The 14,238-nt window shown below is 64.8% G+C and carries 11 protein-coding genes; 3 read left to right on the top strand and 8 right to left on the bottom strand.

Annotated elements, in window-relative coordinates:
* The first annotated feature begins 94 nt into the window (after nucleotides 1-94).
* Entirely contained in the window at nucleotides 95-2,431 is a 2,337-nt protein-coding gene (locus GCN74_RS04735; RefSeq protein ID WP_193316968.1) for a M28 family metallopeptidase, read from the top strand.
* 4 nt (nucleotides 2,432-2,435) lie between these two features.
* On the opposite strand, the gene GCN74_RS04730 is transcribed toward GCN74_RS04735, so the two are convergent.
* Nucleotides 2,436-2,690 (bottom strand): hypothetical protein, encoded by a 255-nt coding sequence (locus tag GCN74_RS04730; protein WP_152255573.1) that lies wholly within the window; start codon nucleotides 2,688-2,690, stop codon nucleotides 2,436-2,438.
* Nucleotides 2,691-2,710: 20 nt separating this feature from the next.
* Nucleotides 2,711-3,496 carry a DNA/RNA non-specific endonuclease gene (locus GCN74_RS04725; protein ID WP_152255572.1) on the bottom strand — a complete coding sequence of 262 codons (786 nt, stop codon included), beginning with the start codon at nucleotides 3,494-3,496 and terminating at the stop codon, nucleotides 2,711-2,713.
* 227 nt (nucleotides 3,497-3,723) lie between these two features.
* Between GCN74_RS04725 and GCN74_RS04720 the strand changes: the two genes are divergently transcribed.
* Nucleotides 3,724-4,251, top strand: coding sequence for an SRPBCC family protein (locus tag GCN74_RS04720; RefSeq protein WP_152255571.1), 528 nt, complete (start codon nucleotides 3,724-3,726; stop codon nucleotides 4,249-4,251).
* A 91-nt stretch (nucleotides 4,252-4,342) separates the two neighbouring features.
* Here GCN74_RS04720 and GCN74_RS04715 read toward each other — a convergent pair whose 3' ends face one another.
* From GCN74_RS04715 to GCN74_RS04690, 6 genes are all read right to left on the bottom strand, one after another.
* Nucleotides 4,343-5,356 carry a response regulator gene (locus GCN74_RS04715; protein ID WP_152255570.1) on the bottom strand — a complete coding sequence of 338 codons (1,014 nt, stop codon included), beginning with the start codon at nucleotides 5,354-5,356 and terminating at the stop codon, nucleotides 4,343-4,345.
* The gene (locus tag GCN74_RS04710; RefSeq protein WP_152255569.1) at nucleotides 5,349-6,446 is read right to left on the bottom strand and encodes a hybrid sensor histidine kinase/response regulator; all 1,098 of its coding nucleotides are present in this window, start codon (nucleotides 6,444-6,446) and stop codon (nucleotides 5,349-5,351) included. Before GCN74_RS04710 ends, GCN74_RS04715 begins: the two co-directional genes overlap by 8 nt.
* A 1-nt stretch (nucleotide 6,447) precedes the next feature.
* A complete protein-coding gene (locus tag GCN74_RS04705) occupies nucleotides 6,448-7,791 on the bottom strand; it encodes a sensor histidine kinase (protein ID WP_152255568.1) in 1,344 nt (447 codons plus the stop codon).
* A complete protein-coding gene (locus GCN74_RS04700) occupies nucleotides 7,791-9,185 on the bottom strand; it encodes a class I SAM-dependent methyltransferase (protein WP_152255567.1) in 1,395 nt (464 codons plus the stop codon). Before GCN74_RS04700 ends, GCN74_RS04705 begins: the two co-directional genes overlap by 1 nt.
* A 262-nt stretch (nucleotides 9,186-9,447) precedes the next feature.
* Nucleotides 9,448-10,473, bottom strand: a complete 1,026-nt coding sequence (locus GCN74_RS04695) for an AraC family transcriptional regulator (RefSeq protein WP_152255566.1) — start codon at nucleotides 10,471-10,473, stop codon at nucleotides 9,448-9,450.
* Nucleotides 10,473-11,375, bottom strand: a complete 903-nt coding sequence (locus GCN74_RS04690; protein ID WP_152255565.1) for a GGDEF domain-containing protein — start codon at nucleotides 11,373-11,375, stop codon at nucleotides 10,473-10,475. Before GCN74_RS04690 ends, GCN74_RS04695 begins: the two co-directional genes overlap by 1 nt.
* Nucleotides 11,376-11,681: 306 nt before the next feature.
* On the opposite strand from GCN74_RS04690, the gene GCN74_RS04685 reads away from it, so the two are divergent.
* Nucleotides 11,682-14,222, top strand: a complete 2,541-nt coding sequence (locus GCN74_RS04685) for a TonB-dependent receptor (protein ID WP_152255564.1) — start codon at nucleotides 11,682-11,684, stop codon at nucleotides 14,220-14,222.
* Nucleotides 14,223-14,238 lie beyond the last annotated feature (16 nt).

Raw genomic sequence — 14,238 nt, 5'->3', positions numbered from 1 at the left:
AAATCCCCGCCTTGGTCGGAAATCGCATCCGGGCAATCTGCTTATCCCCATAATGTTTTCGACACCCCCGAGTGAAAACAGGACAAGGATATCCATGCATCTGCTCCCGCCCCACATTTACGCCTGCTGTACCCTCGCCGTTACCGCGCTGCCGGGCGCCCTGTACGCCCAGTCGCCGGCACTTGCCGGACATTGGCAGTTCCAGACAGCAACGGGCACGACAACGACGAATGGCGTCGAGGTCGACCTGATCGACACGGGCATCCTCGACATAACCGAAGAACAGGACGGCATGCGCGCGACAATATCCTGGCTCGACGAGCAGGGCCAGCTCTCGCCGCCGCGCACGGTGCATGGCACGGCCGGCCCTGCTGGCACCGTCTTCAGGCATGGCGCCAAGCGCGTCAGCACGGGGCGCAACGGCCAGGACATCAGCGCCGATGTGACGATCCGCTGGACCTTGCAAGCCCAAGGTGGCGTGTTGAGCGGCGAACGCCTGGTCGAAACCGATGAGAACGAACCCAAGCCCGTGACGGGAACGCGGCTGCGGGAACGCTACGTAGCGCCACCGCAGCCGGCCGCGCCGCCGGCGGCAGGCAGCGGCGCGCGCGGCCCGTCCACGCCGGCCGAGCGCGCGCGCGTGGTGCGGATGGCAGAAGAGGCGCAGCACGATCCCCTGGGCGTGCAGCAGCGCGACGGCGCCTGGCTCAGCGCATGGGTCGATGCCATTCCCGACCTCGCGCTGGCGGCCAGCACGTCCGATGACTGGCTGAACACCGCACCCCAGGCAGCCACGCGTGCAGCGCTGCGCTTCCAGTACATGGTCAGCGTGATGGCCTTCCAGATCGAACACGGGGATCAGGCAGCACAGCGGAGCGCCAGCGACCTGGCGGGCATGCAGGGCGTGCTGCACGCCTACGAAACCCTGTTGCGCCAGGATAAGCTGCACCGTTCCGCGAAGCTGGATGCGGCGCTGGCGGCACGCCAGCAGGACCGGTTGCCCGCCTTCCTGGCCACGCTATCGGGCAGGCATGCCGGCATCGCGGCATCGCCATCTCCCTCGGGCGACGCCACGGCGCGCCGGATCGTGGCGCTGGGCACGAGCGACCCGCGCGCGATGGACTGGCTCGACATCCTGAGCAACCGCTTCGGCGGCCGCATGGCTGGCAGCGACGCCTACACGCATGCGGCGCAATGGGCGCGCATGCAGCTGCGGCAATGGGGCGTGCAAGCCGAACTGGAAGAAGCCGGTGAAATGTCCGTCGGTTTCAACCGCGGCCCCTGGTCGGGCAGGATGCTGGCGCCCCGGGAACAGCCCTTGCGCATGGCGACGCCCGCCTACACGGCCGGCACCCGCGGCGTGCAGCAGGGCCTGGCCATCCTGGGGCCGGCCACCCTGGAAGAGGCGCAGGCACGCGCTGCGCAATTCAAGGGGAAATGGGTGCTGAGCGGCGGCGAAAACAGCGGTGGCGGGCGCGACGGCAAGACCCTCCACCAGCCCAGGGCCATCACCCGGGTGCTGATGCAGGCGGGGGCCCTGGGCACCATCCAGGCGGGCGAAGAACCCTTGTATGCGGCCAGCGCGGCGCCCGCCACGTGGACGGCCCTGCCCACCCTGCCCGACATCAAGCTGGCCGCGCCGCAATACGCCGACATCCGCCAGCGCCTGGAACGTGCCGAACCGGTCACCCTGGAATTCGACATCCGCAACTGGTTCTATCCGGGCCCGGTGACGTATCACAACGTCGTTGCCCGCATTCCCGGCACGCAAAAAGCCGGGGAAATCGTGCTGATCGGCGCCCACCTCGACAGCTTCGACGGCGGCACGGGCGCCGCCGACAATGGCAGCGGCGTGGCCACCATGCTGGAAGCGATGCGCCTGCTGGCGCTTTCCGGAGCCAGGCCGCGCCGCACCATCATGCTGGTGGCCTTTGGCGCGGAAGAGATCGGCCGCAAGGGCGCGTTCGCATTTGCCGGGCGCCATGCGGGCGAATTGAACGATATCGTCATGATGCTCAACCGCGACGGCCGCCCTGGCGCCATCGACGGCATCGCTGTCCCCTCGGCGTGGAAGCCGGTCTTTGAGCGGGTCGAGCAAGCCCTGCAAGACGTGCATCCCGTGTTCGGCTTCGCCGCGACCATCAATGACGTGCCGCGCGACGCCGGCAAGGCGATGAGCGCGAGAGCCGGCAGCGATGACGCCGTCTTCAGCCTGCATGGCGTGCCGACGCCGAAATTTACCGTGCTCGGCGATTTCGACTATGCGCGCGTGCACCACACGGTGCTCGACACGTACGACAACGTGCATCCCTTCGGCGCGGCGCAGCAATACTCGGCCATCGCCATCGCCCTGAGCGCGTATGAAGTGGCGAATGCGCCGGAAGAGCTCAGCCGGAAAGGCTACTATCGCGCCGCCAAGGCGGCGCCGTAGACGGTCACTCGAAGGGGTTGGCCACCGACATCACCTGGGGCGGCGGCAGCTGGTCGGGCAGTTCCTGCTTTTCCAGCTGCGCCACCACGTCGCCCAGCAGTTTTTGCAGCTGTTTCGCCAGCGCCAGGCCCGGCTTGTCCAGGGTCAGGTCGATGTCGCCGCTGATGCTGATGCGGTCGACGCGGTTTTCGATGCTCAGGCCGCCGATTTCCAGCACATCGCTTTCATTGGCGTAGGGGACGAATTTCTTTGCGCACATATGACTTCCTCTCAAGCGGATTATTTTTTGGACTTGCTATTGACCTTCGGCAAACTCAGCATGCGCAGCTTTTGCTGCCGCGTCAGCGACGGTAACAGATCGATGCCGATCCTGTCTTCCAGTTGCGCAATGCTCAGCACTTCATACGCCTTGGTATCGACGTTTTCAATGAAATAGGCGGCGCCGGCGCGCTGGCGCGGGCTGTACACGGCCTTGTACAGATGGCTGGGCACGATGACTCTTCCCACCTTGCGCAGGTTGCCGCCGATAAAAGCCGGCCCCGTGATCACGTACAGGTCGCCCTCTTTCTTCGCCATCTTGCGCACGGCGCCTTCGATGCCGGCCCACACATAGCGGTTGTTGCGCGCGTCTTGCGGCACCATGTTGGCCAAGGTAAAGCTGTCGCGCTGGCTCTTGCGGTCCGGCATGTCGCCGTTCGGCGCCATGTGGCCACGGTCGAAGCCGCTGCGCGCATAGTCGGCCAGTTCCGCGCGCTGGGCGGCGGGCAGCTGGCGTTCGGCATGGAAGGAGTTTTCGCGCGACAGGTCCTGCGCCGCTTCGAGATTGTTCGCCGTCAAGTGTTCGGCCGACCACAGGGGCGTGCGCGTGATACCCGAGTGCATCACGCCAAACACCGTGTAGCACAGCTCTTTGGTCGCCACATCCAGCTTGGGGTTGGTGATTTCCGGCTTGCGGCCATCGACATAATGGGCGGGACAGGCATCGGCATGCGCCAGGTTCGCGGCAAAGGCGGAAGCCAGCAGGCCGCACGCCAGGGTCAGCCTGGCGATCGATCGATGAATCATATTTCCCTTTGAAATCTTTGCAGGCCAGCATTCTAGCGGACGGCGGCGCCCGCCACAAACCGGCATGAACCTGGCGTGCGCGGCGGCGAACGGGCATGCAGGCGCGCGCGCAGGCGGCCCTGCACCGAACTGGCGCAAATAAAGGCCAACAAGCAGCGCACAGCCATTCATATCTGCTAAGATTGCCTTGATTCGTTCGCATCGACCATTCAAGATTTGGAGAGCATATGATCAAAAAAACCCTGCTGCTGATCGTCGTCGTCGTCGCCGCCATCCTCGGCTATGCCACCACCAAACCCGACACCTTCAGTGTCCAGCGTGAAATCACCATCAAGGCCCCGCCCGAGAAAATCGCCGGCCTGATCACGGATTTCCACTACTGGGCCGCCTGGTCGCCGTGGGAAAAGCTCGATCCGGCCATGCGCCGCACGTTTACGGGACCGGCCAACGGCCTGGGCGCGCAATATGCGTGGCAAGGCAATGACAAGGTGGGCGCCGGCCGCATGGAAATCACGGAAGCGGCCCAGCCCGAGCGCACCGTCATCAAGCTGGACTTCCTCAAGCCGTTTGAAAGCCATAACACCACCACCTTCAGCATGGCGCCCGAGGGCGACGGTACCAAGGTGAACTGGACCATGACGGGCCCCAGCCCGTACGTCAGCAAGGTCATGACGGTCTTCGTCAGCATGGACAGGATGATCGGCAAGGATTTCGAGAAGGGCCTGATCAACCTGAAAGCGGCGGCAGAGCGCTAAGCCCGCGCTACGCAAGCTAAAACAGGGCCCGCGCGGCCCTGTTTTTCATGGTGCGCGCCCTTACAGCGTGCTCTGCCGCAAGGGCGCGCCGTCAGAACTGCTCGATCCAGGCCGCCAGGTGGTCCGGCGTGAGCGCCGGTTCAGCCTGCACCACCTTGCCCTGCAAGCCTTGCTCCGTCTTGCTGAGCTGCAAAGACCAGCCGCGCCGCGCCAGCCACAGCAGGCTGGCCAGCCAGAACGCGTGGGTGGGCGAGACGGGCATGGTGGTGGGCGTTTCCAGGAATTCCGTCAGCTGCCGGCCATCGAGGAACAGCGCCGTGCCGCCCTGGTTTTGCAGCGACGCGCCAAACGCGGGCAGCAGCATGTCGACCGCCTGCTCCACGCCCCGCCCCGGATGCTCGCGCTCCAGTGCGTCAAGCTGCTGGCGCACGGCGGCGGCAAACGCCGTGCCGCGGAACGCTTCCGAACTGACCAGGTCGGCATAATCCATCAGCAGCCAGTCCGGCTCGGGCGGCGTGACGCCGGCCGTCAGGGCGGCCGACAGATACGCTTCCACGGGCAGCTGCTGTTCCGGGCCGGCCAGGCTGGCGCACAGCGCGTACAGGGTGCCGATGCGGTTGGCCACGGCTTGCCGCTGGCGCACCATCAGTTTTTCGCGCAGCAGCTGGGCGTGCTCATTGCGCAGCCGCGCCAGTTCCAGCGCCTGCTTCAATTCCATGCGCAGGGCCGCGATATCCCACGGTTTCTGGATGTAGCGGTGGATCTGCCCCTGGTTGACGGCTTCCACCGTGTGCTCCAGCTCGGAATACGCGGTGGTCAGGATGCGCACGATATGCGGATGGCGGTCCCAGGCATAGGACAGCAGCTCGTTGCCGTAGGCCCCGGGCATGCGCTGGTCCGACACCAGCACGGCAATGCGGTCGGCCTGCTCGTCGAGGATACGCTTGCCCTCCTCGACCGAGGTGGCCGTCAGCACGTTGGCCAGCGGCCCGATAGCGCGCTGAAAATATTTGAGGGCGTTGGCCTCGTCATCGACATAGAGTATCGTCGGCAAGCCTTGCGCCGGCTCAAGCTGAGCCGGTAAACGCAGATTGGCGTCAATCATGCTCGTTCCTTATATGTACTGGAAAATTCAGGGTTACCGTGGTGGAATTGCCAAACTCGGTGGCGATATCGAGGTTGCCGCCAAACGACTGCATCATGCGGTGGCAGAACACCATGCCCCAGCCCTTGCTCTCGTCGCCGCTGGCACTGACGGGGTCGATCAACAGCTGCTCGACAATGTCGGGCGCGATGCCTGCGCCATTGTCGCGCACCTGGATGCGGCCGGCATCGATGCGGATGCCGATGGCCGGGTGAGCTTGCTCGCCGGCCGAACGCAAGGCATTGGCCAGCACCGATGAGAGTATCAACGCGACGCAATTGGGCGACTCGGCAATGGCGAAATCCTCGCCCTGCTCGACCGTGATGGCGGCGCGCTGGGCCGTGCTCAAGGGATAGCTGTCGAGCAAGGCGGCCAGCAGCTGGCGCGCGCTGCCGGCACTGCGTCCGCCCTGCATGCCCGGTCCCGCGCTGGCCAGGCGCACCGTGTCGACAAAGCTGGCCAGCACGGACAGGCAATAGCGCGCATTGTCGTGCATCAAGGCAGCCGCCTCGCCGATCTCGGCCTGCGGCGCGGAGTCCGCCTGCGCGCGCCGCGCAATGCCGCGGGCAAAATTGGCGATGGCCGCCAGCGGCGTGTTCAATTCATGCGCGAGGAAGGCCAGCGATTCCTCCATCGCCACCAGGCCCTGCCGGCGCGCAACGCGCTCGCGGCCCGTCTGCACGGCCAGCTGCAGCGCCGTCTGCATGGCGTTCAGGTCGAGCGGCTTTTCCAGCAGGCGGAACAGCGAGCCGCCATTGATCAGCTCCAGCAGCACGTCCTTGTCCGCGTACGCCGTCACCAGCATGCAGACGATGTGCGGATAGCGCTGCGCCACTTCCTGCAGCAGCTCGCTTCCCAGGCGGTCCGGCATGCGGTAATCGGTCACCAGCACGTCGACGTGGGCGGCCTCGTCTTCCAGCAAGGCCAGCGCCGCATCGACGCTCTGCGCCGTCAGCACGCGGTAGCGCGAGGCGGCGGCGCGCTCGAAATACTTGCAGGCGAGCGCCTCGTCGTCCACGTACAGCACGCTGGCGCGGCTATCGTTGTCCATGCTAACGGCCCTCCCAGTCGGAGCGCTGCAAGTCGAAATTCATGCTGGCCCATTTGCCCAGCTCGCTTTCGGCGCTCAAGGTGCCGCCATGGCGCTCGATCACGCCATAGCTGATGCTCAGGCCCAATCCCAGGCCCTGCCCCACTTCGCGCGTGGTAAAGAACGGTTCGAACACGCGCGCCAGGTTTTCCGGGGCGATGCCGGGGCCGTTGTCGCGCACGCTGATGCGCAGGCGGTTTTCTTCCCAGTGGGCCGTGATGCGGATCTCGAACGGGGGCGCATTGCCCTTGCGCATGGACAGCACGGCATTGCCCAGCAAATTGATCAGCACGCCCACGATGGCGGCCTCGTCGCCGCGCACCAGGGTGTCGACGGGCAAGTCGTGGCTGATGCTGACATTCTTCGTTTCATGCCCCACCAGGCGGATGGCCGCGTCAAGCGCGCTGCGGAACTGGAAATGCCCCGTTTCCAGCTGGTTGCCGCTCTTGCGGTAGGCAAAGGTCTTCAAGTCGGAAACGATGTGCTGCACGCGCAGCATGCCCTGCTTGGCGTCGGCCAGGCATTCGCTGACGAGCGCGCTCTGCTTGGCGGCCGGGTCCTCGATGGCCACCTCGATGGCCATCATGCAGAAATTCACGGGATTGTTCACTTCATGCAGCATGCCCGCGGCCAGGGTGCCGATGGCGGCCATTTTCTCCTGCTGCAGCATCTGCCCCTTGATATCGGCCAGGCTTTTATTCGTTTCTTCCAGCTGCGTGTTCTTTTGCGCCACTTCCGCCTTCAGCTGGAACAGCATGAAGCGGGCACGCTCATTGAAGTAGGTAAACACGGCGCTGATGCTGGCCGACATGATGAGGAACAGGCAATTGACGACAAACGTGCCCGCCAGGTCGAAGCCGCCCGCATGCCAGGCACAGGCGGCCACGTACAGCAGGCAGGAGACGGCGCCGAAAACCATATTCTGCCACAAGCCGAAAGCCAGCACGATGCCCGAGGAATAGATGGCCAGGGTCATGCCCACGTAATAGATCGAGGTGGCGCCTTCCGTGACGGCGATCATCCAGGCGATCATGATCTGCGGCAGGATCAGCCAGACAAAGGTGAGGCCCTGGATGCGGTCTTGCGCCCAGCGCGTGCGCATGGCCAGCACGACACAGAAGATCAGCACCGAGACGAGGATGCGCGCACCTGTGAACGCCGACTGCTTGTCCGGATACAGGGCCGAATCGAGGCCCATGCCCAGCAGGATCAGCACGATGCCCGTGTAGGCCCCGCCGCGGCTGAATTCCAGGCGAAAGTCGCGCAGAACGGCCGTGTAGCCGGCGTGCAGGCCTGGAGTGTCCATCAAGGAATGCTCACTTCCGCGAACACATTCACGCCCGTCGCGTCGACATAGATTTTCGGTTCGATCGCATGTTCGGGCAGCAAGGCCGCCAAGCCCGCCTCATTGCGATAGATCAAATGCCACTCCAGCAGGTGCTCCATGCCGAACTTGCCCGGATTATCGGCGTGCACGTTAGTCACCAGCAGGCGGCCGCCCGGCCCCACGCGCGAGGCGAAGTGCAGCAGCAGGCGCGCGCAGACCTTGTCCGACAGATAGTCGAACAGGCCGGCGCAATACACGGCGTCAAAAACGCCGGGCAAGCCCGTGGCGCCCGAACCATGGCGGCGCTTGAGCAGGTTGTGCACGGAGTCGTGCACATAGTCGATTTCCACCACGCGCCCCGTGCGCTGCATGATGCTGGTCAGGCGCGCGCGCGTCCAGTCCAGGGTCTCGCTGCTGAAGTCGACCAGCTCGAAGGCCAGCCACTGCGCATCGGGGCAGGTTTCCAGGAAGCGCTGCACCTCGATGGCGGGGCCGCAGCCCACGTTGAGCACCTTGTAGACGCGTCCGGCCGCGCGGGCCGCGGCCGCCTTCTGCGCGAGGAATTCCGCCAGGATATCGATGCGGTTGCGGTGCGCCGTGGCCACGGCCGCCTGCAGGAAGGCGGCATTGACGATCTGAAAGTAGGTGCTCGGTCCCTGGCGCGGATCGTCCAGCAGCTGGTTGACCATCTGGTAGTCGCCCGCATAGCCGAGCGGCTTGGTAAACGTGCGGAAGACGAACGGCGCGCGCAGGATCAGCGGATGCAGGGCCGCCTGGGCAAACGCGCGATGGGCCGGCGCCCGCTCTTCCTCGACGAGCGACGCTTCCACCTCGAGCTGGCGCAGGTACAGCTGGGTTTGCTCCATCAGCGGCAGGGCCAGCTCGTCGAAGATATCGGGGCGCAGCCGGCCGTTTTCCTTGGGCAGCGAGTCCGACAAGTCGACCTGCTCGACCCAGCGCGCCACTTCCGACAGGAAGGCGCGCATTTCGTTGACGACGATCTGGTAGTCGCGGCGGATGCGGAAGCGCTCGCCCCAGCCCGCGACAAAGGCGCTGGACTCTTTCTGCACGGCGCCCTTGACCACCACCACGTCGCTCAGCTCGCGCCACTCGTCGATCAGGGTCACGGAAACGATGGCGGTCAGGCCCGTGTTGACGCTGCTGATGACGACGGCCTTGCCCACGTAGGCGTTCTTCGCCCCCATGCGCACCGTCACGTCATTGAGCACCTCGCTGACCTGCACAATCGAGTATGGATTGTAGATTTCCATGACCAGCGAATTGCGCTGCAAGTTGAAAATCGTGCCGCGCACCGCCTCACCCTGGGTGTTGCGGAAACTGACGACTGGATCGATCTGCGATTGTGAATACACGATTGAGCATTATCAAGTTGCCCGGTTTCCGGCGCGCCACACTGGGGACGCCAGTTTCCAGGCTGGGTTAAGGCACGGCACACCGGTCATCGCCGCCGGCCCGCCATCGGTATGGCGGCGTTACGGCGTCGTTTGACGCCTTGCCGGATCGCCTCAAAGCGCGTCTGTTCGCTCTCTGATCGAGTGTACTATGGATGTAGCAGAACGGGCAATTGTTCCCTCCGGAACGACTGTCAGTGGCGCTGGCGCGCAACGCCCCCGTTCATCCGGCCACGAACAGGGCCAGCGCGTGACGCAGCAACTGCGGCGTTTGCCCCGTCCAGCGCTTGAACGAGCGGCGGAAGTTGGTGGCATCATGAAAGCCGAGGTAGGCGGCCACGGCGTCGTTGTCGTAGCCATGCGCCTGGAACAGGTAGATGGCCTTGTGCGCGCGCACCTGGTCCAGTTCGGCCTGGAAATGCGTGCCATGGCGCGCCAGGTGGCGCTTGAGCGTGGCGGGACTGACGCCAAACTCCTGCGCCGTGCGCTCCAGGGTGGGCGCGCAGCGGATATTGGCCAGCAGATAGTCGTACAGCGCGCCCAGCAGGCTGGCGGCAGGCACGGGCGCCAGAGCCGCCGCCCGCAAGGCCAGCGCGGCCGCCGTGGCATTGCCGCGCGGCCAGGGCTTGTCGAGCCAGCTGGAATCGATGAGCATGGCGTCGACCTGGCAATCGAAGCGCAGCGCCTGGCCCAGGTGCACCTCATGCTGCTCCACGTGACGGGGCCGCGCCCGGTTGAAGCAGAAGCGCCAGGGCAAGGATTCCCCCGCCAGCCAGCGGCACATGGCCGCCAGCGCCGTCATGTGCATTTCCACCAGAAAAGGCAGCTGGCTCGGCGCGCCGAACGCGTCCGTCCAGTACAGCACGTGCATGTCGCCCGCCTCGCGCACGCGGGGCTGCAGCAGCGGACACAGCAAGGTATGGAATCCGCACAGGATGTGCAAGGCCTGGCGCAGGTTCTGCGCCTGCAGCAAGGCGTGGCTGGCCGCGCCGTAATGGCCGGGCAGCATTTGCTGGCCCAGCATGAAGCTGGTGTCGGCACTGTCCAGGCCGCGCGCCACATTGGCCAGCAATTGCAGGTATTGCGCGGCGCTGACCCGGCTTTCCGCGGACGGCAGCGGCCCCCCATCGAGGCCCGTCCCCTTGAGCAGGGGCGCCGTGGCCAGCTCGCGGCTGCGCGCATAATCGAGTACCAGCGCGGGCTGGTGGTGGGCCGCGATGCTGGGGTCGCCTTGCTGGTTCAGGAGCATCAGGCAGGCGCGGCGGCATTGACCGCGGAACCGGGCCGCGGCGTTTCCACGGCACGGCTCAGTTCCGCAAGCACCACTTCCGGCACGCCATCGGTCAGCGCGCAGGCGTGGCGCAGGCTCAGGCGGATTTCGCGGTTGTCGTTCGTGTGGTGGCGCATCTGCCCTACCATCGCGCACAGGTGGCGCGCTTTCGCGGCCGCATCTTCGCGCGACACGCCCGGCATCAGCACGGCGAAGCGGTCGCCCGCATAGCGGCACAGCAAATCGTCATTGCGCAAGTTCAGCAACAGCATATGGCCCACGGCTTGCAGCACGCGGTCGCCTTCGCGGTGGCCGTATTCGCGGTTAATCAGGTGAAAGCTGTCGATGTCGAGCAAGACCAGGGCGCAGTCGAGGCCGGGCCGGCGCTCCTGCTCCAGGCGCATCTGCGTGCGCAGGTAGCTGGCGTCGGCCAGCTGCGTGATGCGGTCGAAGGCGCGGTGGTCGCGGAACAGGCGCTCGCGCTTTTGCAGGTGTTCGTTCAGGCGAAACTGTTCCTGGCGCCAGTAATACATGCCGATCGTCAGCACCAGCATACCGAACGGAATCAAGGCTTCCAGCCAGTTATCCCACACGGCGCTCTTATCGACGGCAAAGAATTCATCGAGGCAATCAGCCCAGGAACCCAGCATGATGGCGCACAGGCCGCCCGCGATCAGGCTCGTCACGCGGCCGCGGGGACGGCTGCTGAGGGTAAACAAGAACCAGATGCCCGCCATGACGGCCGTGCCGCCTTCGCAGACGATATCCATCCACTTCCAGATGGCAAACGGTTTAACGTGCCCAAGTGTGGCGTACAGGAAAAAGAACAGAGGCAACGCCAGCGCGGCGGCAATCAGGCTGTTACGGTGCAACGGCAGCATGTGGGGAACCTTTAAAAGTGGTGCTGTCGCCACGATAGCGCCCGCCCATGACGGCACGATGACATGCCCCACGCCCGTGCGGCAGGTGCAAACGGCTCATCATTCGCAGCCCGGCCGATGCAAATCCGGCAAGCCATTGCCCATGCGCCCTGCGCTGGCAGGTCATTTCAGCTCACCAAGGTTCATTTCTGGCCGGAAAGCGGCCCCACGCCGTGGTTTTCACGGCGGCCCACCGTTGCCTGTCACGCAACCGTCATATTTGCTGCCTAGAATCCGCCCCGTTCCTTCCCCCTAACCGAGCCCACCATGAAAACCATGCACACTTCGTTCCCCTCCCCGCTGCGCCTGACGGCCCTGACCCTGGCCATCATGGCCGTGTTCAGCGGCACCAGCCAGGCCCAGGCGCAAGCCCAGGACGATGACCAGCCAGCCGCCACCGTGGTCGTCAGCGGCCAGCGCGCCAGCCTGCGCAACGCCATCGCCGCGCAAGAGAAAGCCGACAACATCATCAGCGTCATCAGCAGCGACGATATCGGCGGCTTGCCCGATAAAAATGCGGCCGAGGCGCTGGCCCGCTTGCCGGGCGTCTCCGTGCAGCGCGACCAGGGCGAAGGCCGCTACATCACGGTGCGCGGCCTGGGGCCGGACCTGAATGCCGTGACCATCAACGGCGCGCTGGTGCCGTCGCCGGAAGCGGGCCGCCGCGCCGTGGCGCTGGACATCCTGCCTGCAGGCCTGATCCGCACGCTGGAAGTGTCGAAGACCTTGCTGCCGGAAATGGACGCCAACTCGCTGGGCGCCACCATCGAAGTCAAATCGCTGTCCGCCTTCGACTTGCCGGGCAAGCTGCTGTCGGCCAATGTGGGCGCCAGCCATGATGAAAAAACGGGCAAGACCAGCCCCGGCGGCGGCGCCCTGTGGGCCCAGCGCTTCCTCGATGGCAAGCTGGGCGTGGCCGCCGGCCTGAGTGCGGAAAAGCGCTCGTTCGGCTCGGATGACGTGGAAACGGGCGGCGCCTGGAGCAAGAGTAAATTGTCGGGCCTGGAATTGCGCGACTACCTGCCCGTGCGCAAGCGCGGCGCCCTGGCCGTCAATCTCGATTACCGCCCGGAAGCGGGCAACAGCTGGTTCTTGCGCTCGTTCGTCAGCGAATTTTCCGACAATGAAGTGCGCGACCGTTTGACCATCAGCAATATCGCGGGCGGCAGCCTGGCGGAAGACCAGACCGCCAGCGCGCGCGCCGAGCGCCGCATCCGCCAGCGCAAGTACACGCAGCAAGTGCGCTCCCTGGTATTGGGCACGCAGCAGAAATCGGGCGACTGGACCCTGGACGTAAAAGGCGGCCTGAGCCGCGCCACGGAAGACACGCCGGAATCCTTGAACGATGGCCGTTTCCGCGGCATCAGCAATTTCGCCGGCATCAGTTTCAATGGCACCGAGCAACCATTGCTGAGCGGCCCCGCCTCGCTGTACGACCCGGCCAGCTACGCGCTCAACGCCATCACCCTGCAAAAGCGCTACTCGAAAGATAACGAACACCACGCGCGCATCGACCTGACACGCAAGTTCGACATCGCCACGCTGAAATTCGGCGCGAAAGTCAGCCGCCGTGAAAAGACCAATGACACGGATCAATGGGCGTATAACAGCAGCAAGGCCACGAGCGGCAATTACTGGGGCGCCGGTTCCACCTCGATGAGCAATTTCGTGCAAGGCCACCACCTTGACTACGACCTGGGCAACATCGGCGTGGCGCTGGACCCGGCCCTGATCCGCGCCCGCGTGGCGGGCCTGGACCGCGACAAGGCGCGCCTGGCCACGGAATCCATCATCAACGACTACCGCATGCATGAAGACATCAACGCCATGTATGTGCAGAACAGCTACGACTTCGACGCCTGGCACATCCTGGGCGGCGTGCGCGCCGAACGCACCAGTTTCGAGGCGGCAGGTTCGCAAGTGGACAGCGCCGGCGTGGCCACGCCCTTGACGCGCGAACGTTCTTACACCAACTGGCTGCCGAACCTGCAAGCCCGTTATGACGTGGATCAACATACCAGCGTGAGGGCCGCCTGGACGCAAGCCGTGGTGCGCGCCAACTTCAGCCAGCTGGCGCCCGGCATCAGCCTGGCCAGCAATACGGAAGCCGTGATCGGCAACCCGGACTTGAAACCCTTGAAGGCAAACAACCTGGACCTGGGCATCGAAAGAGTGCTGGGCAACGACGGCGTGATGTCGGCCTACGGATTCTACAAGGACATCAAGAACTTCACCTACACGACGAACCTGGCCGGCACGGGCCAGTGGGCAGGCTACACGACAGCCACCTCGTATGCAAATGGCGACGCGGCCAAGGTCAAAGGCATCGAACTGGCTTACATGCAGCCGCTGCGCATGCTGCCGGCGCCGTTCAACAAAATGCTCGTGGGCGTCAACGGCACCCTGAGCACCTCGAGCGCGCAAATCGGCCGCTTCGACAAGGCGAGCAACAAGCAGATCAACCGCGACATCCGCCTGCCGGGCCAGTCGAACCAGGTGATGAACTTGATGCTGGGCTATGAAACGGGACCCGTGAGCGCCCGCCTGGCCCTCAACTACAAGTCGCCGTATCTGCTGGAAATGGGCGGCGATATCCTCGACCAAAGCCAGGACCGCATCGTCGACAGCCAGAAGCAGCTCGATTTCTCGCTGTCCTACCAGATCAGCAAGCAATTTCAGCTCGTGTTCGAGGCAGCCAACCTGAACAACGAAAAATACTATGTCTACCAGGGCACGAAGCAATACAACGTGCAGAACGAACAATATGGCCGCACCTTTAAAGTGAGCCTGAAAGCCAGCGCCTTCTGATGATGATTTCCAATAC

It is taken from the genome of Janthinobacterium sp. FT14W, from assembly GCF_009208755.1.
Taxonomy (GTDB): Bacteria; Pseudomonadota; Gammaproteobacteria; order Burkholderiales; family Burkholderiaceae_D; genus Janthinobacterium; species Janthinobacterium violaceinigrum.
The sequence above is the reverse complement of the archived record's forward strand: the minus strand, read 5'-3'. Positions and strand labels throughout refer to the sequence as shown.

Excerpts from the sequence above, each read along its gene's own strand:
- GCN74_RS04705 (WP_152255568.1), bottom strand. The coding sequence starts at position 7,791 with ATGGACACTCCAGGCCTGCACGCCGGCTACACGGCCGTTCTGCGCGAC.
- GCN74_RS04725 (WP_152255572.1), bottom strand. The coding sequence starts at position 3,496 with ATGATTCATCGATCGATCGCCAGGCTGACCCTGGCGTGCGGCCTGCTG.
- GCN74_RS04720 (WP_152255571.1), top strand. The coding sequence starts at position 3,724 with ATGATCAAAAAAACCCTGCTGCTGATCGTCGTCGTCGTCGCCGCCATC.
- GCN74_RS04685 (WP_152255564.1), top strand. The coding sequence starts at position 11,682 with ATGAAAACCATGCACACTTCGTTCCCCTCCCCGCTGCGCCTGACGGCC.
- GCN74_RS04715 (WP_152255570.1), bottom strand. The coding sequence starts at position 5,356 with ATGATTGACGCCAATCTGCGTTTACCGGCTCAGCTTGAGCCGGCGCAA.
- GCN74_RS04690 (WP_152255565.1), bottom strand. The coding sequence starts at position 11,375 with ATGCTGCCGTTGCACCGTAACAGCCTGATTGCCGCCGCGCTGGCGTTG.
- GCN74_RS04695 (WP_152255566.1), bottom strand. The coding sequence starts at position 10,473 with ATGCTCCTGAACCAGCAAGGCGACCCCAGCATCGCGGCCCACCACCAG.
- GCN74_RS04730 (WP_152255573.1), bottom strand. The coding sequence starts at position 2,690 with ATGTGCGCAAAGAAATTCGTCCCCTACGCCAATGAAAGCGATGTGCTG.
- GCN74_RS04710 (WP_152255569.1), bottom strand. The coding sequence starts at position 6,446 with ATGGACAACGATAGCCGCGCCAGCGTGCTGTACGTGGACGACGAGGCG.
- GCN74_RS04735 (WP_193316968.1), top strand. The coding sequence starts at position 95 with ATGCATCTGCTCCCGCCCCACATTTACGCCTGCTGTACCCTCGCCGTT.